Annotated in this window: 18 protein-coding genes; 8 read left to right on the top strand and 10 right to left on the bottom strand. The window is 74.2% G+C overall.

The annotated features are described in order from the left end of the window. Positions 1-8 precede the first annotated feature (8 nt). Positions 9-416: a DUF5997 family protein gene (locus ACP4IX_RS09375; RefSeq protein ID WP_426518212.1), complete on the top strand. Its 408-nt coding sequence runs from the start codon at positions 9-11 to the stop codon at positions 414-416. A gap of 18 nt (positions 417-434) precedes the next feature. Here the strand turns inward: ACP4IX_RS09375 and ACP4IX_RS09370 are convergent, their stop codons facing one another. From ACP4IX_RS09370 to ACP4IX_RS09360, 3 genes are all read right to left on the bottom strand, one after another. Further along, positions 435-938, bottom strand: a complete 504-nt coding sequence (locus ACP4IX_RS09370) for a DUF1360 domain-containing protein (protein ID WP_426555230.1) — start codon at positions 936-938, stop codon at positions 435-437. A gap of 83 nt (positions 939-1021) precedes the next feature. After that, positions 1022-1408: a DUF2267 domain-containing protein gene (locus ACP4IX_RS09365; RefSeq protein WP_426555229.1), complete on the bottom strand. Its 387-nt coding sequence runs from the start codon at positions 1406-1408 to the stop codon at positions 1022-1024. 74 nt (positions 1409-1482) lie between these two features. Next, positions 1483-2562 (bottom strand): MGDG synthase family glycosyltransferase, encoded by a 1080-nt coding sequence (locus ACP4IX_RS09360; protein ID WP_426555283.1) that lies wholly within the window; start codon positions 2560-2562, stop codon positions 1483-1485. A gap of 254 nt (positions 2563-2816) precedes the next feature. Here ACP4IX_RS09360 and ACP4IX_RS09355 point away from each other — a divergent pair, with 254 nt between their 5' ends. The 3 genes from ACP4IX_RS09355 (at position 2817) to ACP4IX_RS09345 (ending at position 5613) form a co-directional block, all read left to right on the top strand. Then, on the top strand, positions 2817-3671 hold the full coding sequence (locus ACP4IX_RS09355) for an SDR family NAD(P)-dependent oxidoreductase (protein ID WP_426518218.1): 855 nt from the start codon (positions 2817-2819) through the stop codon (positions 3669-3671). A gap of 27 nt (positions 3672-3698) precedes the next feature. Further along, a complete protein-coding gene (locus tag ACP4IX_RS09350; protein ID WP_426518220.1) occupies positions 3699-4625 on the top strand; it encodes a DMT family transporter in 927 nt (308 codons plus the stop codon). 160 nt (positions 4626-4785) lie between these two features. Next, on the top strand, positions 4786-5613 hold the full coding sequence (locus ACP4IX_RS09345) for a polysaccharide deacetylase family protein (protein ID WP_426555228.1): 828 nt from the start codon (positions 4786-4788) through the stop codon (positions 5611-5613). A gap of 212 nt (positions 5614-5825) precedes the next feature. On the opposite strand, the gene ACP4IX_RS09340 is transcribed toward ACP4IX_RS09345, so the two are convergent. Genes ACP4IX_RS09340 through ACP4IX_RS09325 form a run of 4 tightly spaced genes read right to left on the bottom strand, consistent with a single transcriptional unit; the run spans position 5826 to position 10672 of the window. Next, positions 5826-6956 (bottom strand): XdhC family protein, encoded by a 1131-nt coding sequence (locus ACP4IX_RS09340; protein WP_426518224.1) that lies wholly within the window; start codon positions 6954-6956, stop codon positions 5826-5828. Next, positions 6949-9096 carry a xanthine dehydrogenase family protein molybdopterin-binding subunit gene (locus ACP4IX_RS09335; RefSeq protein WP_426518226.1) on the bottom strand — a complete coding sequence of 716 codons (2148 nt, stop codon included), beginning with the start codon at positions 9094-9096 and terminating at the stop codon, positions 6949-6951. The genes ACP4IX_RS09340 and ACP4IX_RS09335 overlap by 8 nt, the downstream gene beginning before the upstream one ends. Beyond that, a complete protein-coding gene (locus tag ACP4IX_RS09330; protein WP_426518228.1) occupies positions 9093-10085 on the bottom strand; it encodes an FAD binding domain-containing protein in 993 nt (330 codons plus the stop codon). Before ACP4IX_RS09330 ends, ACP4IX_RS09335 begins: the two co-directional genes overlap by 4 nt. Next, positions 10082-10672: a 2Fe-2S iron-sulfur cluster-binding protein gene (locus tag ACP4IX_RS09325; protein WP_426518230.1), complete on the bottom strand. Its 591-nt coding sequence runs from the start codon at positions 10670-10672 to the stop codon at positions 10082-10084. The genes ACP4IX_RS09330 and ACP4IX_RS09325 overlap by 4 nt, the downstream gene beginning before the upstream one ends. A 195-nt stretch (positions 10673-10867) precedes the next feature. Between ACP4IX_RS09325 and ACP4IX_RS09320 the strand changes: the two genes are divergently transcribed. Further along, positions 10868-11473: a TetR/AcrR family transcriptional regulator gene (locus ACP4IX_RS09320; protein WP_426518232.1), complete on the top strand. Its 606-nt coding sequence runs from the start codon at positions 10868-10870 to the stop codon at positions 11471-11473. Here ACP4IX_RS09320 and ACP4IX_RS09315 read toward each other — a convergent pair. Both ACP4IX_RS09315 and ACP4IX_RS09310 read right to left on the bottom strand, forming a co-directional pair. Then, positions 11436-12311: a response regulator gene (locus tag ACP4IX_RS09315; protein WP_426555227.1), complete on the bottom strand. Its 876-nt coding sequence runs from the start codon at positions 12309-12311 to the stop codon at positions 11436-11438. The genes ACP4IX_RS09320 and ACP4IX_RS09315 overlap by 38 nt on opposite strands. Then, positions 12308-13954, bottom strand: coding sequence for an ATP-binding protein (locus ACP4IX_RS09310; RefSeq protein WP_426518236.1), 1647 nt, complete (start codon positions 13952-13954; stop codon positions 12308-12310). The genes ACP4IX_RS09315 and ACP4IX_RS09310 overlap by 4 nt, the downstream gene beginning before the upstream one ends. Positions 13955-14263: 309 nt before the next feature. Between ACP4IX_RS09310 and ACP4IX_RS09305 the strand changes: the two genes are divergently transcribed. The 3 genes from ACP4IX_RS09305 to ACP4IX_RS09295 are packed head-to-tail and all read left to right on the top strand — an operon-like array spanning position 14264 to position 17275. Further along, the gene (locus tag ACP4IX_RS09305) at positions 14264-15250 is read left to right on the top strand and encodes a Bug family tripartite tricarboxylate transporter substrate binding protein (protein ID WP_426518238.1); all 987 of its coding nucleotides are present in this window, start codon (positions 14264-14266) and stop codon (positions 15248-15250) included. Beyond that, positions 15247-15786 carry a tripartite tricarboxylate transporter TctB family protein gene (locus ACP4IX_RS09300; protein WP_426518240.1) on the top strand — a complete coding sequence of 180 codons (540 nt, stop codon included), beginning with the start codon at positions 15247-15249 and terminating at the stop codon, positions 15784-15786. Before ACP4IX_RS09305 ends, ACP4IX_RS09300 begins: the two co-directional genes overlap by 4 nt. 1 nt (position 15787) lies before the next feature. Then, complete coding sequence (locus ACP4IX_RS09295) at positions 15788-17275, top strand: tripartite tricarboxylate transporter permease (protein ID WP_426518242.1); 1488 nt, start codon at positions 15788-15790, stop codon at positions 17273-17275. A 132-nt stretch (positions 17276-17407) separates the two neighbouring features. Here the strand turns inward: ACP4IX_RS09295 and ACP4IX_RS09290 are convergent, their stop codons facing one another. Continuing rightward, positions 17408-18469 carry a saccharopine dehydrogenase family protein gene (locus ACP4IX_RS09290; protein ID WP_426555226.1) on the bottom strand — a complete coding sequence of 354 codons (1062 nt, stop codon included), beginning with the start codon at positions 18467-18469 and terminating at the stop codon, positions 17408-17410. Positions 18470-18557 lie beyond the last annotated feature (88 nt).

Genomic DNA, 18557 nt, shown 5'->3' with positions numbered 1-18557 from the left:
TTGACACCATGACGTCGCACCAGAACACCCAGACCATGAAGCCCGCGACCGCGGCGAAGAAGCTGGGTGTGTACCTCGAGGCCACACCCGCCGAGTTCCGGGAGGGCGTCGTCACGCGCGCCGAGCTGAACACGCTCCAGGCCGATCCGCCCGAGTGGCTGCGCGACCTGCGGCGCGACGGTCCGCACCCGCGGCCGGTGGTGGCCGCCAAGCTCGGTGTCTCCATCGCGGGACTGCACCGGGGCGGAGTCACGGAGCCGCTCACCACGGAGCAGATCGAGGCGCTCAAGCAGGAGCGCCCCGAGTGGCTGGAACGCGAGCAGGCCGTCCAGGCCGACGTCCGCAAGGAGGCGGCCCGTGTGAAGAAGCTGCACGCCGAGCGCGCGGAGCGGGCGGAACGCGCGGAGCGCGACTGACGCTCGCCCCTCGGCCGCTCACCCCTCGGCCTTCTGCTCCGTCACGCTCCACGCGTACTGCAGCCAGTCCGACAGCACCACGGCGCTCAGGCCCGCGCACAGCAGCCGCGCGGCCCGGGGCGCGACGGCGTAGGTGCCGACGAGTCCTCCGGCCACCCAGGCCGAGGTGCAGAACGGGCAGGACACCAGGTCGCCGACGGCGCGGCGCAGGCCGCTGCCGCGCGGCGCGTCCATCACCTCGTCCGCGTTGCTGTCACGCTCGCGGTGGGTGAACGGCGCCCGCAGGAAGCTGGTGACCTTGTCCTTGGTCAGCAGCCGGGACGCCTTGAACGTCGCCGTCCCCAGCAGGGCCACGTCCCAGGGCGGGACGGTGTCGGGGAGTCGCAGCCCCCGGTGCCGCGCGGTCGCGGCGAACACCGCGGCTGTCGCCGCGAAGGTCGTCGCGAGCGTCGCGTATCCCCCGAGGGGGGTCTCGTCGTCTTCGCCGTAGCCTTCGCCGGGGCGCTGCTCGCCGTCCGTCATGAATGCCTCCTGTGCGGGGCCGCTTCTTCGCCGGGGGCCGGGTGCCCGCTTCCTCCCGTCTCCCACACCTGCGCGAGCCGCTGTCAGTGCGGTGCCGGTCCGCCGAAGAGGTCGGCGCAGTCCGGGGGCAGGCCGGCCAGGAGATGGTCGACCCGTTCGCCGGGCACCGCCTCGGTGAGGGTGGAGAGGACGGCACCCGCGTCCCACTCCGCGGTGCGCGGCCGGGCGCCGGTCTGCTGCGCCACGCGCCGCAGGAACTCCTCGCGGCCGAAGGACTCGGGACGCCCGCGTTCCAGGCGCAGCACGTCGTCCAGGGGCGCCGGCAGGTCCGAGGCCAGTCCCGCGGCCTCCTCCGGGTCGATGCGGGACGCGACCACCCACAGGACGGCCGTGCTGACCTGCTCGGCCTCCTCCTCGCTGTGGTACTCGCCGCGGTCGCGGACCAGGGTCAGGAATTCGTCGAGCCGCACGGCGTCGCCTCCTTCCGCCGGTTCTCGCTCCGGGCCCGGGTGCCCTCCGCCCGGGCCGGGAAACGGGCGTGGTCTCACCGGCGGGCGCGCCGGGCGTCGGCGACGGAGGCCACCCGGGTCATGGCGTCGTCCCTGAACAGGGCGTGCCCCGCGGCGATCCGCTCCCGCCGGGCCGGCCCCGGGGCGATGAGCCGCCCCAGTGCGCCGAGCAGCGCGGTCTCGTCCTCGGCGACGTCCGACACGCCGAGCGCGGCCATCCGCCGGACACCGTCGGCGCCGTGGCCGGGTATCGGGCGGTACCCCACGACCGGCAGTCCGGCGGCGAGCGCCTGCACCGCGGTCTGGCCGGCGGCGTTGTCGACCAGGGCGCGGGCGGCGTGCATCAGGCCGGGCATGTCCGTCACCCAGCCCAGCGCGAGTACGCCGGGTGTGCCGGACAGTTCGCGGCGCAGCCGTTCGTTGTCCCCGCAGAGCGCGACCGGGAGGAGACCGTGGTCCGTGAGGAGCCGGACGGTGGCGTTCAGGCGCGAGCCCACTCCCCAGGCGCCTGCGGACAGCACCACGGCGGGCCGTCCGGGACCGAGACGGTCGAACAGCCCCCGCCACTCGGCCGCTGCGGACGCGTCGGGAGATCCGGCGAAGAACTCCGGGGCCACGATCGGACCGCACGTCCACGCGGAGGTACCGGTGCTCTCCCGCACCTCGCGCGCCGCGTCCTCCGTGAGGCACAGGCAGTGGTCGTTGCCGGGGTGGAGCCACTGGCGGTGGACGGCGAAGTCGATCACGAGGACGACGCTGGGCACGGACAGCAGGCCCCGGGCCCGGAGGTGGCCGGTGAGCTGGGCGCCGAGGTGGAAGACGGGGACGACCACGTCCGCGCCGGTGCGCTCGGCCAGCTCGCGCAGCCGGCCGCCGGCGAGCCGGGCCAGGGGCGTGGCGCCGGGGCGGTGCCCGGCGCCGGGGCGCAGGAACAGGCGGTACAGGAGGGCGTAGGCCCAGGGGAAGTGGCGTACCGACCCGCGGTAGAAGTGCCGCAGCGCACCGCCCAGACCGTACGGGAGCAGTGCGAGGACGTCGACGACGAAGGCGTCGTCACCTCGTTCCCGGGCCCGGCGGACCAGTTCGGCGGCGACCGTGTCGTGCCCGGCGCCCATGCTCGCGCTGACCACCAGCAGCCGTCTGCCGTCCCGTGGGGCGTGCGGGCCGGCGGGTCGGCGGGGCGTTGATGAGCTGCGAGGATGCACGGCGGTCCTAGTTGCCCGGCCGCCGCATTCCAAACCACCGCATACACGGGCGTTTCGGACGCCGTATCAGGGATACTCCGTTGACCGCCCGTCCGGCCGGACGCCGGAGCCCGACCACCTGGTCGGTCGCTTCCCCGGTTCCGCCCCGAGTCAAGGTGGTGCCCATGGTCCATGCCTTCTCCCGCCCCCGCTCCGCTCCGGGACCGCAGGTCGTCGCGCCCGACGCGGACCACGCCAGGCCCCGGCGGGAGCCCGCCGGGGGCCGGGGCCCGCGGACGCGCACGGCGCTCGTGACGGGGGCCTCCTCCGGCATCGGCGCGGCCGTGGCCCGCCGGCTGAGCGACGAGGGCGGCTGGCGGCTGGTGCTCAGCGGGCGTGACCCGGCCCGGCTGCGCGAGGTCGCCGAGGAGGCGTCGGCCACCGCCTTCGCCGCGGACCTCACGCTGCCCGGTGCCGACCGGCAGCTCGCCGACTTCGCGCGGTCCACGGTCGGACCGGTGGAACTGCTGGTGGCGGGTGCCGGGGTCGGCTGGGCCGGGGAGTTCCTGGACATGCCGCCGCACACCATCGACGAGGTGTTCGACATCAATGTGCTGGCCACGCTGCGGCTGGTGCGGCTGCTGCTGCCGGGCATGGTCGAGGCGGGGTCGGGACGGGTGGTGCTCGTCGGCTCGCTGGCGGGCAGCGTGGCGGTGCGCGAGGAGGCCGTGTACTCCGCCGCCAAGGCCGCGGTCGGCGCCTTCGCGGACGCCCTGCGCTACGAGCTGCGGGGCACCGGCGTGGGCGTCACGCATGTGGTGCCCGGTGTCGTCGACACACCGTTCTTCGAGCGCCGCGGCGCCCCCTACCTCCGGTCCAGGCCGCGTCCGGTGCCCGCCGAGCGCGTGGCCGACGCGGTGCGGACCGCGGTGATGCGGGGCCGGGACGAGGTCTACGTACCCGGCTGGCTGCGACTGCCGTGCCGGGTGCGGGGCGCGGCTCCGGGACTGTACCGGCGGCTGGCGGCGCGGTTCGGATGAACTCCGGATGAGCGGGAGCGCGCGGCGGTGAGTGTTCTCACCGTCGTCCTGGCCCTGTTCGCGGCGCTGTCCAACGCGGCGGCGTCGGTGCTGCAGCGCCGGGCCGCGGCGCAGGACGAGGGCCGGGCGGGCGCCGTCCACACGGTGGTCCGCTCGCTGCTGCGGCTGGTGCGCGACCCGTACTGGGTGGGCGGCGCGGCGCTGCTCGCGCTGACGACCGTGCTGCAGGCGGCCGCGCTGGCGGTGGGCAGTCTGGCCGTCGTCCAGCCGCTGATGGCCAGTGAGCTGCTGTTCACCCTGATGGTCGGCAGCGTGATCTTCCACCGGCGGCCGGACCTGCGGACCTGGCTGGCGTTCGTGGCCCTGGCCGTGGGGCTGGCGCTGTTTCTGGGGGCCGCGGCGCCGTCGGCCGGCCACGACACCGCGACGCCGGGCCGGTGGGGCTGGGCGGGCCTCGCGCTGTTCGTCGTGGTGACGGCCCTGGCGTCGATCGGCACCCTGGTACGGGGCGCGCCTCGTGCCGCGCTGTTCGGATCGGCGTCCGCGGTGGCGTTCGGCGGGACGGCGGGACTGCTGAAGGAGGTCACCGGGCGGCTCCCCCAGGGGGTGGGCGCCGTCCTGACCCAGTGGCCGCCGTACGCCACGGCGGCGGTCGGGGTGATCAGCTTCCTGCTGCTGCAGAGCGCGTTGCGGGCGGGGACCCTCGCGGCGTCGCAGCCGGCGCTGACCCTCGGCGACGCACTGACCAGCGTCGCCCTGGGCTGGGCCCTGTTCGGCGAACAGATCGCCCTCGGGGTGCGGGTGCTGCCCGAGCTGACCGGCATGGCGCTGATCGGGCTGGGCAGTGTCGGGCTGGCCCGCGCGCCGTCGGTCCATGGTGCGTGGGACACGGTGCCGGCCGCACGGGACGGCCCCGGGCCGGGCCGGCGGACCCGGGGACGACGGGGGGCATGACCACACCGCGCCGAACGGCCGCACGGCGCGACGGGCGCGACGGGCGCAGCCGCGCGATGGTGAGACGGCAGGACGCCGCACCGGAAAGACCTGGAACGGGAAAGACGCGGAACGGGAAAGACGCGGAACGGAAAGACGGCGGACGGACAGGAGACACACGATGCGCGAGGGGTCGCATGCCGGGCCGGCGGTGTACGCCGTCGCGCCGGTCGTCGTCGCCGCGCTGGCCCACATCGGCCCGGCCGCGACCTGGCTGCCGGAGCTTCGCCGGCGCCGCTTCCCGGGCCTGGCCGGACAGGGCCGCCCCGACCACGTCGCCCTCACCTTCGACGACGGCCCCGATCCCGCGTCCACGCCGCACTTCCTCGACGTACTGGACGGGCTCGGGGTACGGGCGACGTTCTTCCTGCTCGGCGAGAACGTCCTACGCCACCCGGCGCAGGCCCGCGAGCTGGCCCGGAGGGGGCACGAACTCGCCGTCCACGGCTGGGCGCACGACCGCCCCTGGCTGCCGTCGCCGGCGCGGGACGCACGTGAGCTGCCGCGTGCCGTCCGCGCGGTGGGCGAGGCGGCCGGAAGCGTGCCGCGCTGGTACCGCCCGCCCTACGGCATCCTCACCTCCGGCCGCTGGGCCGCCGCCCGCCGGGCCGGGCTGCGGCCGGTGCTGTGGACCGCGTGGGGCAAGGACTGGCGGCAGGACGCCACGCCCGCCTCGGTACGGGCGACCGTCGCGGCGGACCTGCGCGGGGGCGGCACGATCCTCCTGCACGACACCGACCACGCCTCGGCCCCGGGCAGCTGGCGCGCCGCCCTGGGCGCCCTGCCGGACATCGTGCGCGACTGCCGTGCGGCGGGGCTGACGGTGGGGCCGCTGGCGGACCACGGGGTGGTCGGGTCCGCCCCGTCCCCGGGAGACGGAGCGGCGGGGCGGGCCCCGGTGGCGTCGGGGACGCCGCCGTTCCGGCCTGCGGCGCCGGGACAGCCGTAGGGTCGTGACGGACCGGGGCGATCAGTGCGCCGGAGCCGGCGTGCCCTTCCTGGGCCCGCGAGCGGGCCGTGCCGCCGAAGGAGTACGGCGTGCGCCGGCGGCGGCTTCGCGGCCATCTGCCGCGGGCCTTCGTGCACGCGACGATGCCGGAGTACGCCGTCCGCCCGGCCGGCGGGACGTCGCCGCCCCGGCCCGCCCGCCGCCGGCCCGCGTCAGACGGCCGCCCCGGTCAGGTCCCGGTGGATCGGCGCCGCCCCGCCCGTCAGTGGCGCGCCCGTGCCGCCGCGCCGGGTGGCGACGATCTCCGCCGCGATGGACAGCGCGGTCTCCTCGGGCGTCCGGGAGCCGAGGTCGAGGCCGATCGGCGAGCGGAGCCGGGACAGCTCGTGTTCGCCGAGGCCGGCCTCGCGCAGCCGCCGGTTCCGTTCCTCGTGGGTGCGGCGCGAGCCCATGGCGCCGACGTACGCGACCGGCATCCGCAGGGCCTCCGTGAGCAGCGGTACGTCGAACCTGGCGTCGTGGGTGAGTACGCACAGCACCGTGCGCCCGTCGGTCGGGGTGCTCCGCAGATAGCGGTGCGGCCAGTCGACGACGACCTCGTCGGCGTCCGGGAAGCGGGCCGGTGTCGCGAAGACGGGCCGGGCGTCGCAGACCGTCACGTGGTGGCCGAGGAACTTGCCGGCCCGCACCAGCGCCGCCGCGAAGTCGACCGCCCCGAAGACGATCATGCGCGGCGGCGGCACGCTGGACTCGACGAGCAGGGTGAGCCCGCCGGGGCAGTGGGAACCGTCCGCGGAGAGGCCGACCGTGCCGGTGCGGCCGCTGTCCAGCAGGGCCCCGGCCTCGGCCACCGCTGTGCGGTCCAGGTCCGGATGACCGCCGAGGCCCCCCTCGTACGAGCCGTCGGGGCGCACGAGCAGGGACCTGCCGAGGAGATCCGCCGGGCCCTGGACGACCCGGGCGAGGGCCGCGGCCCCGCCCCGGGCGGCGGTCGACAGAGCCGCCCGGAACACCTCCCGCGAGGGCGAGCCCGCGCCGACCGGCGTGACCATCACGTCGATGACCCCGCCGCAGGTCAGCCCGACCGCGAAGGCGTCCTCGTCGCTGTAGCCGAACCGTTCGCGCACCGTCTCGCCGTCCCGGAGGGCCGCGGTGCACAGCTCGTACACCGCGCCCTCCACGCAGCCTCCGGAGACCGAGCCGATCACCGTTCCCTCGCTGTCCACGGCGAGGGCGGCGCCGGGACCGCGCGGTGCGCTGCCGCCGACGGAGACGACGGTGGCGACGGCGAACTCCCGGCCCTCGGCGAGCCAGCCGTTCAGCTCGTCGGCTATGTCAAGCATCGGTACCGCCCCCGGCTGCGGGCACCGTCGCCGACAGCACGCGGTCGGGCCGGACCGGCAGGCTCCGGTGGCGTACGCCGGTCGCGTGCCAGACGGCGTTGGTGACGGCCGCCGCGGCGCCCACGATGCCGATCTCGCCGACGCCCTTGATGCCGACCGGGTCGTCCGGGTCGGGGTCGTCCACCCAGTCCACCTCGATGTCCGGGACGTCGGCGTGCGTGGCCACGTGGTATCCGGCGAGGTCGGGGCCGTAGAGGCCGCCGCTCGCCCGGTCCCGGACCGCTTCCTCGTGCAGGGCCATGGAGATGCCCCACACCATGCCGCCGACGAGCTGGTTGCGGGCGGTGAGCGGGTTGACGATGCGGCCCGTGGCGAAGATGCCGAGCATGCGGCGCACCCGCACCTCGCCGGTGGTGGTGTCCACGGCGACCTCGGCGAACTGCGCCCCGAAGGAGTGCCGCTCCTTCGGGGCGAGCGTGCCGAGGACCTCGGTGGTGTCGGACCGTACGGTGATGCCCTCCGGCGGGACGGTCGTGCCCAGCGCGAGCCGCTCCCGCAGTTCGCCGGCCGCGGCGGTGATCGCCCAGGCCCAGGAGCGGGTGCCCATCGAGCCGCCCGCGATCATCGCCGGCCCGAAGTCGCTGTCGCCGATGCGGACCCGGACCCGCTCGGGCGTGACCTCGAGTGCGTCGGCGGCGACCAGGGTGAGCGCGGTGCGTGCGCCGGTGCCGAGGTCGGCGGCGGCGATCCGCACGGTGAAGGTGCCGTCGGCCTCCGCGGTCACGAGGGCGGTGGACGGGCCGGCGCCCGCCGGGAAGGACGCCGCGGCCGTACCGGTGCCCAGCAGCCAGCGCCCGTCGCGGCGCACCCCGGGGCGTGGATCGCGCTCCGCCCAGCCGAAGCGGCGCGCTCCCTCGCTGAAGCAGGCGGCCAGGTTGCGGCTGCTGAACGGCAGGCCGGAGACCGGTCCGGCCTGCGGCTCGTTGCGCAGCCGCAGTTCGATCGGGTCGACGCCGCAGCGCTCGGCGAGTTCGTCGAGGGCCGCCTCGATGGCGAAGGACCCCGGTGCCTCGCCCGGCGCGCGCATGAAGGTCGGGGTCGGTACGTCGAGCCGTACGACGTGGTTGGCCGTGTGGTGGGCGTCGGCGTCGTACATCACCCTGGCGACACTGGCGCCGGGCTCGACGAACTCGTGGACGGTCGACGTCTGGTTGAGTGAGCGGTGTTCCAGGGCGCGCAGCCGGCCGTCGGCCTCGGCGCCGAGCCGGACGCGCTGGGTGGTGGGGCTGCGGTAGCCGGCCAGCGAGAACATCTGGCGCCTCGTCATCACCACCCGCACCGGCCGTTGCAGTATGGTCGCGGCCATCACGGCGGAGACCTGGTGGGCGCGCAGGCCCTTGCTGCCGAAGCCGCCGCCGACGTGTTCGGAGCGCACCCGCACCGAGGACTCGTCGAGGGAGAACATCTTCGTGAGTTCGCTCTGGACCCAGGTGGTGCCCTGGTTGGAGTCGACGACCTCCAGGCGGCCGCCGTCCCACAGGGCGGTGGCCGCGTGCGGCTCCATCATGCTGTGGTGCTCTTCGGGGGTGGTGTACTCCTCGTCCACCACGACGGCGGACGCGGCGAGGGCGGCCGCCAGGTCCCCCTTCCCGGTCTCGGCGGGCATGTGTCCGTCGGCCGGGTAGGCGTCGGGACGGCCTGCGGTGAGCGTGGTGTCGTGCGGTTCCACGTCGTAGGCGACGACGAGGGCCTCGGCGGCCTCCCTCGCCTGCTCGGGCGTCCCGGCGACGACGAGGGCCACCGGCCAGCCCGCGTGCGGGACCCGGTCGTGCTGGAAGACGGCGGCGGTCGGGTCCGGGACGCCCATCATGCTGATGTAGCCGGTGTCGACGCGCGGGGCGTTGCCGTGGTGGAGGACGGCGAGCACGCCGGGCATGCCGAGGACGGCGTCGGCGTCGATGGAGCGGATGCGGCCGCGGGTGACGGTGGACAGCACCAGCCAGCCGTGCGCGAGGTCGGCGAAGGGGATCTCGCCGGCGTAGCGGGCCGCTCCGGTGACCTTGTCGCGGCCCTCCACGCGGGTGTGCGCGGTGCCGACGGCGCCCTTCACCGGTGCACGGCCGGTCGTGGCGGTGGTCATCGGGCGGCCTCCTCGGCGAGTTCGGTCAGGACGGCCACCACGAGGTTGCGCATGAGGGTCACCTTGTATCCGTTGTCGGGCAGCGGCCTGGCGGCCGCGAGTTCGGCGTCCGCGGCGGCGGCGAAGGTCTCGCCGCCGGCCGGCGCGCCGATCAGCACCTGCTCGGCCGCGCGGGCCCGCCAGGGCCGGGAGGCGACCGCGCCGAAGGCCAGCCGCGCGTCGCGTACGACACCGTCCTCGACGTCGAGCGCCGCGGCGACCGAGCCGATCGCGAAGGCGTACGAGGCGCGCTCGCGCACCTTGCGGTAGCGGGAGCGGGCGGCGACCGGGGCGGGCGGCAGGACGACGCCGGTGATCAGCGCGCCGGGCGGCAGTGCGGTCTCCCGGTGCGGGGTGTCGCCGACGGGGAGGTAGAAGTCGGCGAGCGGCGACTCTCCCGGTCCGTCGGGGGTTTGGTAGGCGACGACCGCGTCGAAGGCCGTCAGGGCGACGCCCATGTCCGAGGGGTGGACGGCCACGCAGTGGTCGGTGGCGCCCAGGATCGCGTGGTTGTGGTGCTCGCCGGTGACTGCGGGGCAACCGCTGCCGGGGGCGCGCTTGTTGCACGGCTTGTTCACGTCGGTGAAGTAGCCGCAGCGGGTGCGCTGGAGCAGGTTGCCGCCGACGGTGGCCATGTTGCGCAGCTGCCCCGAGGCACCGGCCAGGACCGCCTGCGCCAGCGCCGGGTAGCGGCGGCGTACGTCGGGGTGGGCGGCGAGGTCGCTGTTGGTGACGGTGGCGCCGATGCGCAGGCCGCCGTCGCCGGTCGGCTCGATGCCGTCCAGGGGGAGTTCGCGGACGTCGACGAGCCGGGCGGGGCGTTCGACGCCGGTCTTCATCAGGTCGACGAGGTTGGTGCCGCCTCCGAGGTAGCGGGCGTCCGGGTCGGCGGCGAGCAGCGCCACCGCGCCGGAGACGTCTTCGGCGCGCTGGTAACCGAACTCCCTCATGCCGCCGCCTCCTTCGCGGTCCGCGACGGGGACGAGTCCCGGGCCTCCTCATGGGCCTGCGCCGCGCGGGCGACCGCCTGGACGATGGACACGTAGGCGCCGCAGCGGCACAGGTTCCCGCTCATCCGTTCCCGGATCTCGTCCGGTGTCAGAGGGGGCGGACCGGCCTCGGGCCGTACGTCGTCGGTGGCGGCGCTGGGCCAGCCGGCCGCGTGTTCCTCGATGACGGCGACGGCCGAGCAGATCTGGCCGGGTGTGCAGTAGCCGCACTGGTAGCCGTCGAGATCGAGGAAGGCCTGCTGCACCGGGTGCAGCCGGTCGCCCTCGGCCATGCCTTCGATGGTGGTGATCTCGCGCCCCTCGGCGGCGACCGCGAGGTTCAGGCAGGAGACGGTGCGGCGCCCGTCGACCAGGACGGTGCAGGCGCCGCACTGTCCCTGGTCGCAGCCCTTCTTGGTGCCGGTGAGATCGAGGCGCTCGCGCAGGGCGTCGAGCAGGGTCGTGCGGTGGTCGACGGTCAGCTCGTGCTTCTCGCCGTTGATGTGCAGGATGACGGCGCTGGACGTCGACGAGGGTGCTGGGGCCATGATCAGCCTTCTCTGGTGTCCGGTGACAGTGAAAACGGGCTGGAGGCGGGGGGTTCGTGCGTGGCCGGGGCCGCCGGCCGCATCCGCCGCTAGAGTGGGCGAATAACCGGACAACTGTCCGCTGACTGGAAACGTAACGGACAGTTGTCCGCTTAGCAAGGACGGGATTCGGCCACGAATCCGGAAGGAGGACGAGTGCCTCAGTCGGGGAACGAGAAGCCGGACAGGGACAAGAAGGACACTCCCCTGCGCTCGGACGCCCTGCGCAACCGCGAGCGCATCCTGCGCGTGGCCACGGAGGAACTGACGCGCTGCGCGGACGCCCCGCTGAGCGCCATCGCCAGGAAGGCGGGCGTCGGGCAGGGCACGTTCTACCGCAACTTCCCGAACCGGGAGGCTCTCGTCCTGGAGGTCTACCGCTACGAGATGCGGCAGGTGGCCGAGGCCGCACCCCACCTGCTGGCCGCGCGGGAGCCCGAGCAGGCCCTGCGTGAGTGGATGGACCACCTCGCCCGGTTCGCCATGACCAAGGCCGGCCTGGCGGACGCGATCCGGCTGGTCACCAGCGCGCCCGGCGGGCCGGCGAAACCGGGCCCCGCCCCGGTGATGGAGGCGGCCCGGCTCCTGCTGCGCGCCAACGAGGAGGCCGGCACCATCCGGCCCGGGGTCTCCGCGGACGACTTCTTCCTCGTCATCGGCGGTCTCTGGCTGATCGATCCCGACGAGGACTGGCAGCCGCGGGTCACCCGGTTCCTGGACTTCGTCATGGACGGACTGCGGGCGGGAGCGCCAGGCCGGTGACCGCGCCCCGGAAGCGGTAACGGCGCTCGGGGCGGCCCGCCACCCCGTAGCGCAGGGAGACCTCCGCGCTGCCGACGGTGTGGAAGTACTCCAGGTAGCGGCGGGCGCTCACCCGGGAGACTCCGGTGCGGGCCGCGCACTCGCTGGCGGACAGGGTGCCGTCGGCCTCACGCAGCGTGCGTTCCACCAACTCGGCGGTCTCCACGCTCATGCCCTTGGGCAGCGCCGGGACCGCGGCGGCCGGCGCCGCCGCTCCCGCCAGTACCCGGTCGACGTCGGCCTGGCTGCGCACCACCGTGCCGAGCAGCCGGCCCCGCTGGAGGGCGTAGCGCTTTAGCCGGACCCGCAGGTCCTCGAACTCGAACGGTTTGAGGAGGTAGTCGACCACGCCCTGCCGGACGGCGCCGCGCACCGCGTCCGCCTCCCTGGCCGCGCTGACGACCATGACGTCGCAGTCGTGGCCGGCGGCGCGCAGCCGGGGGATGACGTCGAGGCCGAAGACGTCCGGCAGGTACAGGTCCAGCAGGATGAGGCCGGGGCGCAGTTCCCCGGCGGCGGCGAGCGCCTCTTCCCCGGTACCGGCGACCCCGACGACCCGGAAGGGCGCGACCCGCTCGACGAAGGCCCGGTGGACCCGGGCCACCATGAAGTCGTCGTCGACGACGAGCACGCCGATCGCGGCGTCGGCGACATGGGGCGCCGCCCCCGTCGCAGCGGGCGTAGCCGCCGTAGCGGCCGCGTGGGCCGTACCCGTCGCAGTAGCCCTGCCCGCCGTAGCCGCCGCGTGGGCCGTACCGGTCGTAGCGGTCGCGTCGACCGAACCGCTCCTACCCGTCATGGTGCTGCTCCTTCCGCCACCGCGTCGGTGAGGTGGCTGACGGTCATGCGTGCGGTGAACATGGCCCCCTCGGGGGTGTTGGTCACCGAGATCTCACCGCCGTGACGCTCGCAGACCAGCCTGGTCAGCGCCAGGCCGATACCGCGCTCGCCCTGCCGGGCGGCCTTGGTGGTGAAGCCGTGGGAGAAGACCTCACGGGCCAGTTCGGGCGCCACGCCGGGCCCGGAGTCACGGACCACGATCTCCACGCTGGAGGCGTCCTGGCTCAGCTCGACCTCGACCCAGGCCTCGTGGCCGGTGCCGGGTGCCGCGGCGGCGTCCACGGCGTTGTCGACGAGGTTGCCGACCACGGTCGCCACGTCCGCGGCGTCCTCCGGGGCGAGCCGGTCCAGGGCCGTGCGGTCCGATACCCGCAGGGCGACCCGGCGTTCGGCGGCGAGGGAGGACTTCGCCGTCAGCAGCGCGGCGACGGCCGTGTCGCGGACCCGACGGCTGAGGGTGACGTCCAGGGACTGGCGGCGCTGGCTGAGCGCACGGATGTAGCGCACCACCTCGTCCTGCTCGCCGATCTCGATGAGCCCGGAGATGGTGTGCAGCTGGTTGGCGAACTCGTGGGCCTGGGCACGCAGCAGCTCGGAGGTACTGCGGAACGAGCCGATCTCCCGCTCCAGGCGGGCGAGTTCGGTCCGGTCGCGCAGGGTGGTGACGGAGCCGAGCGGCCGGCCGTCCTTGCTGACGGTCATGCGGTTCATCACCAGGACCCGGCCGTGTCGGACGACGACCTCGTCGCGCGGCCCGGCCGTGTCCGCCGTGGCACCGGCCAGGACGTCACGCAGTCTTCCGTCGATACCGAGGCCGTCCAGGCTCTGGCCCACGCAATCGGCGGGCAGGCCGAGCAGACGCCGGCCCACCTCGTTGACCAGGGTGAGCCGGTGCTGCGGATCGAGGGCGACGACGCCCTCGGCGATGCCGTACAGCATGGCCTCCCGGTGCTCGGCGAGCCCGGCGATCTCGCGCGGCTCCAGTCCGAGGGTCTGCCGTTTGACGCGCCGGGCGAGCAGCCAGGAGCCGGCCACGCCCAGGCCGCTGGCGATGCCGAGGTAGGCGAGGAGGTAGGAGGAGGCGCCACTGAGGCGCTGCCACACCGTCGGGTCGGCCTCGCCGACCATCACCGTGCCGAGGTGCCGGCCGAGGGTCTGGCGGGTGGCGCCGAGCACCGGAACCTGGGCGACGAGCTCCCGGCCGCGCTGCACGGTCAGCGGGCCCGACCAGCCGCGTCCTTCGACGGCACCCTCGCCGCGGGGCAGCAGGCCGCCGATCATCGTGGGGTCGGTGGAACTGACGACGCGGCCGTCGGCGTCCGCCACCGTGACCGAGGTGACCCCGGACTGGGTCTGGGTGGAGTTCACCAGTGGGGCGAGGGCCTCCCGCGGCACGGGGCGCAGGAGCTGGCTGCGGACCAGGGGCGTGGCGGCCAGCTGTTCGGCCAGGGCGGTGACCCGGCGACCCTCGACGCGGTTGAAGGTGGCCCTGGACTGGGCGAGCGAGACGGCGGCGACCGCGAGCAGGACCACCACGACGATGGCGAGCTGGAGGACCAGCATCTCGCCCGCGAGGGTCTGACGGCGGAAGGTGGGGGCCACGGCGGACTCGATCTCGGCTGACGGAAGACGGGGGGGCGCAGGACTGCGGACGCAGGGGGACGGGGGACGGGAGCAGGGGCGACCGGCGGGTGTGCCGGGTCGCCATCATGGCGCCCACCTGCGGCGAAAGAAAGAGATGTGTTGTCTTCGCAACGAACCGGCGACCCACCGGCGACCGCAATGACCACAACCTCCCTTGGTTCCGGAAGGAAGACAGGGCGCCGCCGCACGGGCACCATGTGGCCCACGTCACCCTCCCCCACAGGGCTCCCCCGTACCGATCTACCCAACCGACAGGTGGTGTCATACGTGCGCCTGCGCACCCCCCTTGCCCTGCTCGGGGCCGCCGTGCTCGTGCTCGCGGGACCGCCGTTGCTCTCCACGGGCAGCGACTCCGAGACCGGCACACAGATCCCCGGCCTGCGCTTCATGGTTCCGAACACGCCCGGCGGCGGCTACGACATCACCGCCCGCACGGCCGCGAAGAACGCCGAGGACGCCGGGCTCACGCACAACATCGAGGTGTTCAACCTGCCCGGCGCCGGCGGCACCGTCGGCCTGAGCCGGCTGGTGAGCGAGCACGGCAACGGCAAGCTCGCCATGTCCATGGGCCTCGGCGTCGTCGGCGCCGCCCGCTCCAACCACGCGCCCAAGACCCTCGCCGACACCACGCCGATCGCACGGCTCACCGAGGAGCAGGACGTCGTCGTGGTCGGCAAGGACTCGCCGTACAAGACGATCGACGAGCTGATCACCGCCTGGAAGAAGGACCCCGGCAAGACCCCCGTCGGCGGCGGTTCGTCGCCGGGCGGACCCGACCACCTCGCGCCGATGCTGATGGCGCAGGCCGCCGGGATCTCCCCCAAGTCGGTCAACTACATCCCCTTCGACGGCGGTGGCGAGCTGCTCGCCTCGATCCTCGGCAACAAGGTCGGCTTCGGGGTCTCCGGCGTCGGCGAGTACCTGGACCAGATCAAGGCGGGCGAGCTGAGGGTGCTCGCGGTGACCGGCCCGGAGCGGGTCGACGACCTGAAGGACGCGCCGACGCTGAAGGAGTCCGGCTACGACGTGGACTTCACCAACTGGCGTGGCATCGTCGCCCCGCCCGGTCTGTCGGAGGCGGAACGGGAGAAGCTGATCCGCCTGGCCGAGGAGCTGCACGACTCCCCGGAATGGAAGAAGTCGATGGACCAGAACGGCTGGGACGACGCCTTCCTGACGGGCGAGGAGTTCGGCGCGTTCCTGGACGCCCAGGACAAGCGTGTGGTGTCGGTACTGAAGGAGCTGGGACTGTGACGACGCCGACGACCGAAACCTCCACGCGGACGGCCCCGGGCCGGCGCGCGTGGCTGCGCGAGCACTCCGAACTGGGCGTGTGCGTGCTGCTGATGGCGCTCGGCGGGCTCGTCCTGACCGACGCGCTCACCATGGACGTCGACATCACCCAGCGCGGGCCGGTCGGCCCCACGACCGTCCCGATCGCGGTCGGCGTCGGGCTGCTGGTGATCGCCGCGCTGCTCGCCGTCGACGTCCTGCGCGGCGGCCGGGGCGAGGCCGAGGGCGGCGAGGACATCGACCTGTCCGAACCGGCCGACTGGCGCACGGTGCTGCTGCTGTCCGGGATCTTCCTCGGCGCGGCCGTGCTGATCGAGCCGGCCGGCTTCCCCGTCGCCGGGGCGCTGCTGTTCTGGGGTGCCGCGTTCGCCCTCGGCAGTCGCCGCGTGGACCGCGATCCGCTGATCGCCGCGGTGCTGTCCCTGTTCACCTACGTCGTCTTCGACAAGCTGCTCGGAGTGCCCTTGCCCGGCGGTCCGCTGATGGGAGTGCTCTGACATGAACGCCCTCAACTCCCTCATGGACGGCTTCGGTACGGCCCTCACCCCGATCAACCTCCTGTGGGCCGCCCTCGGCGTGCTGCTCGGCACGGCCATCGGCGTCCTGCCCGGCATCGGGCCGGCGATGGCGGTGGCGCTGCTGCTGCCGGTGACGTACGGGCTCGATCCGGTCGCCGCGTTCATCATGTTCGCCGGCATCTACTACGGCGCGATGTTCGGCGGTTCGACCACCTCCATCCTGCTCAACACGCCCGGCGAGAGCGCCGCCGTGGTCGCGGCCATGGAGGGCAACCCCATGGCCAAGGCGGGGCGCGGCGCCCAGGCGCTGGCGGCCGCCGCCATCGGTCACTTCGCGGGCGGCATGATCGGCACGGTCCTGCTGGTGGCGCTGGCTCCGACGGTCGCCGACCTGGCGGTGGACATCGGCGCGCCGGACTACTTCGCCATCATGGTGCTGGCGTTCATCGCCGTGACGTCGGTGCTCGGTTCGTCGCGGGTCAGGGGCCTGGCCTCCCTGCTGATCGGTCTGACGATCGGCCTGGTGGGCCTGGACCAGATGACGGGACAGCAGCGGCTGACTTTCGGTTCCCTCCAACTCGCCGACGGCGTCGACGTGGTGATCGTGGCGGTCGGCCTGTTCGCGATCGGCGAGGCGCTGTGGGTGGCGGCCCATCTGCGGCGCGGGGCGGCCGAACCGATCCCGGTGGGCCGTCCCTGGCTCGGCCGCGCCGATGTGAAGCGGACCTGGAAGTCCTGGCTGCGCGGCCCCTTCATCGGCTTCCCGTTCGGCGCCATCCCGGCGGGCGGGGCGGAGATCCCCACCTTCCTGTCGTACGTCACGGAGAAGCGCCTGTCCAAGAACAAGGACGAGTGGGGCAAGGGCGCCATCGAGGGTGTGGCCGGCCCGGAGTCGGCGGCTTCGGCCTCGGCGGCGGGCACGCTGGTCTCCATGCTGACCCTGGGTCTGCCGACGACGGCGGTCGCGGCGGTCATGCTGGCCGCCTTCCAGCAGTACGGCATCCAGCCCGGCCCCCTGCTCTTCGAACGCGAACCAGAACTGGTGTGGGGCCTGATCGCCTCCCTCTTCGTCGGTATGGTGCTGCTGCTCGCGCTCAACCTGCCGCTGGCACCGGTGTGGGCCAAGCTGCTGCGCATCCCGCGGCCGTACCTCTACGCGGGGATCATGTTCTTCGCGGCGGTCGGCGCGTACGCCGTCGGCGGCGAGGTCGTCGACCTGGTGACCCTGCTGATCATCGGCCTCGTCGGCTTCGGCATGCGGCGCTACGGCCTGCCGATCCTGCCGGCCGTCATCGGCGTCATCCTCGGCCCGAACGCCGAGCAGCAGTTGCGCCGGGCCCTCCAGATCAGCGACGGCAGCGTGACGGGCCTGGTCAACACGCCGTTCGCGGTGACGGTGTACGCCGTGATCGTGCTGCTGCTGGCGTGGCCGTTGCTGAAGCGGCTGGTACGCCGGGGGCGTGGCTGACCCGGCGGTCAGACGGGGCGCGGCTCCGGCGACCTCGACGTGATCACCGCCACGGCGACCAGCTCGCCGATGGCGGAGCGTCCCGGCCGGACCGGCCAGGTCCCGTCTCCCTCCGTGTGGATGGAGCCAAGGTCACTGCCGCTGTCCTCGTCGGTGGCCCGCACGACGCCGGTGCGGATCGAACGCGATACGAGGGGCGAGCGCCCGCAGGAAGTCGGGGGCGTCGAACATCTCGCCGGCGGAGGCGACGCCTACGGCCTTGGCGCGGCCGGTGAGGACGCGGTCGAGGGCTTCGACGACGAGGGGCGCGGTGATGGCGTAGATGTCCTGACCGGCGGCCGTGGCCCGGCGTTCGGTGCCACCCGAGCGGACGACGACGTCGACGAGGAAGGTCTGGCCGGAGCGGCCGCTGTCGTCGGCGGCGGTCGGGGCCGGTGTGTCCGGGGCGGTGACGTCGCGGGCCGCCTCGACGTTCATGTAGGTGGTCACGTCGGGAACGCTCAGGTGCTGGGGGACGGTCACGACGTCGGCCATGGTGAATTCCGCGACCACCGGTCGGCGTCCCACCGGCTCCGGGAAGGTCCACAACACCGTGGGCGCGGCATCGGTGCGGCGCTCCCACTGTCCGCCGCGGTAGCGCAGGCGGACGTTGCCGCGCCGCTCGCGGGAGACCGCGCCCGACAGCCGGGTGCCGGCGGTGGGGTGCCAGTTGCTGAGCGCGTAGGCGATGTGGGCCTCGTCGGCCGAGGTCCAGTCGCCCATCGCCGCGGTGGCCAGCAGGTCGCCGAGGCCGCCGAAGAAGGCCATGGCCGGGACGATCACCGCTCTCGCGTCCCGGGCCCGCTCGCGGAAGTGCGCGAAGGTGTCGAGGGTGGCCTCGATCTCGGCGGCCACGTCCAGGTAGGGAATCCTGGCCCGGAGCGCGGCTTCGATCACCGGGCCGGTGGTCGCAGCGAACGGGCCGGCACAGTTGATGACCGCCACCGCGCCGGCCAGGGCCAGATCCAGCGAGGCCGGGTCGTCGACCGACGCCACCCGGGCCTCCCGTCCGTGTGCGTCGGCCAGTTCGCCCAGCGCCCGCGGGTCGCGTCCGGACAGCACCGGAGTGAACCCGCGCGCCGCCAGCTCCGCGACCACGAACTGTCCGGTGTGCCCGTACGCGCCGAAAACCGCCACCGGCCGGCCTGGCTCCATGAGACTGCTCCCCTGTACTCGATCGTCCGCTGCGATGTCGATCCGCCGGTGGTCCGGCACCCACATCCTGTCCCTTCGACGGGACGCG

The sequence above is a fragment of the Streptomyces sp. WG5 genome (assembly GCF_049974565.1).
Taxonomy (GTDB): Bacteria; Actinomycetota; Actinomycetes; order Streptomycetales; family Streptomycetaceae; genus Streptomyces.
The sequence above is the reverse complement of the archived record's forward strand: the minus strand, read 5'-3'. Positions and strand labels throughout refer to the sequence as shown.

What these genes read in the sequence shown, in the direction of transcription:
- ACP4IX_RS09330 (WP_426518228.1), bottom strand. Translation starts at nt 10,085, where the DNA reads ATGAGGGAGTTCGGTTACCAGCGCGCCGAAGACGTCTCCGGCGCGGTG.
- ACP4IX_RS09360 (WP_426555283.1), bottom strand. Translation starts at nt 2,562, where the DNA reads ATGGGCGCCGGGCACGACACGGTCGCCGCCGAACTGGTCCGCCGGGCC.
- ACP4IX_RS09315 (WP_426555227.1), bottom strand. Translation starts at nt 12,311, where the DNA reads ATGACGGGTAGGAGCGGTTCGGTCGACGCGACCGCTACGACCGGTACG.
- ACP4IX_RS09340 (WP_426518224.1), bottom strand. Translation starts at nt 6,956, where the DNA reads ATGCTTGACATAGCCGACGAGCTGAACGGCTGGCTCGCCGAGGGCCGG.
- ACP4IX_RS09370 (WP_426555230.1), bottom strand. Translation starts at nt 938, where the DNA reads ATGACGGACGGCGAGCAGCGCCCCGGCGAAGGCTACGGCGAAGACGAC.
- ACP4IX_RS09355 (WP_426518218.1), top strand. Translation starts at nt 2,817, where the DNA reads ATGGTCCATGCCTTCTCCCGCCCCCGCTCCGCTCCGGGACCGCAGGTC.
- ACP4IX_RS09295 (WP_426518242.1), top strand. Translation starts at nt 15,788, where the DNA reads ATGAACGCCCTCAACTCCCTCATGGACGGCTTCGGTACGGCCCTCACC.
- ACP4IX_RS09335 (WP_426518226.1), bottom strand. Translation starts at nt 9,096, where the DNA reads ATGACCACCGCCACGACCGGCCGTGCACCGGTGAAGGGCGCCGTCGGC.
- ACP4IX_RS09290 (WP_426555226.1), bottom strand. Translation starts at nt 18,469, where the DNA reads ATGGAGCCAGGCCGGCCGGTGGCGGTTTTCGGCGCGTACGGGCACACC.
- ACP4IX_RS09325 (WP_426518230.1), bottom strand. Translation starts at nt 10,672, where the DNA reads ATGGCCCCAGCACCCTCGTCGACGTCCAGCGCCGTCATCCTGCACATC.
- ACP4IX_RS09345 (WP_426555228.1), top strand. Translation starts at nt 4,786, where the DNA reads ATGCGCGAGGGGTCGCATGCCGGGCCGGCGGTGTACGCCGTCGCGCCG.
- ACP4IX_RS09375 (WP_426518212.1), top strand. Translation starts at nt 9, where the DNA reads ATGACGTCGCACCAGAACACCCAGACCATGAAGCCCGCGACCGCGGCG.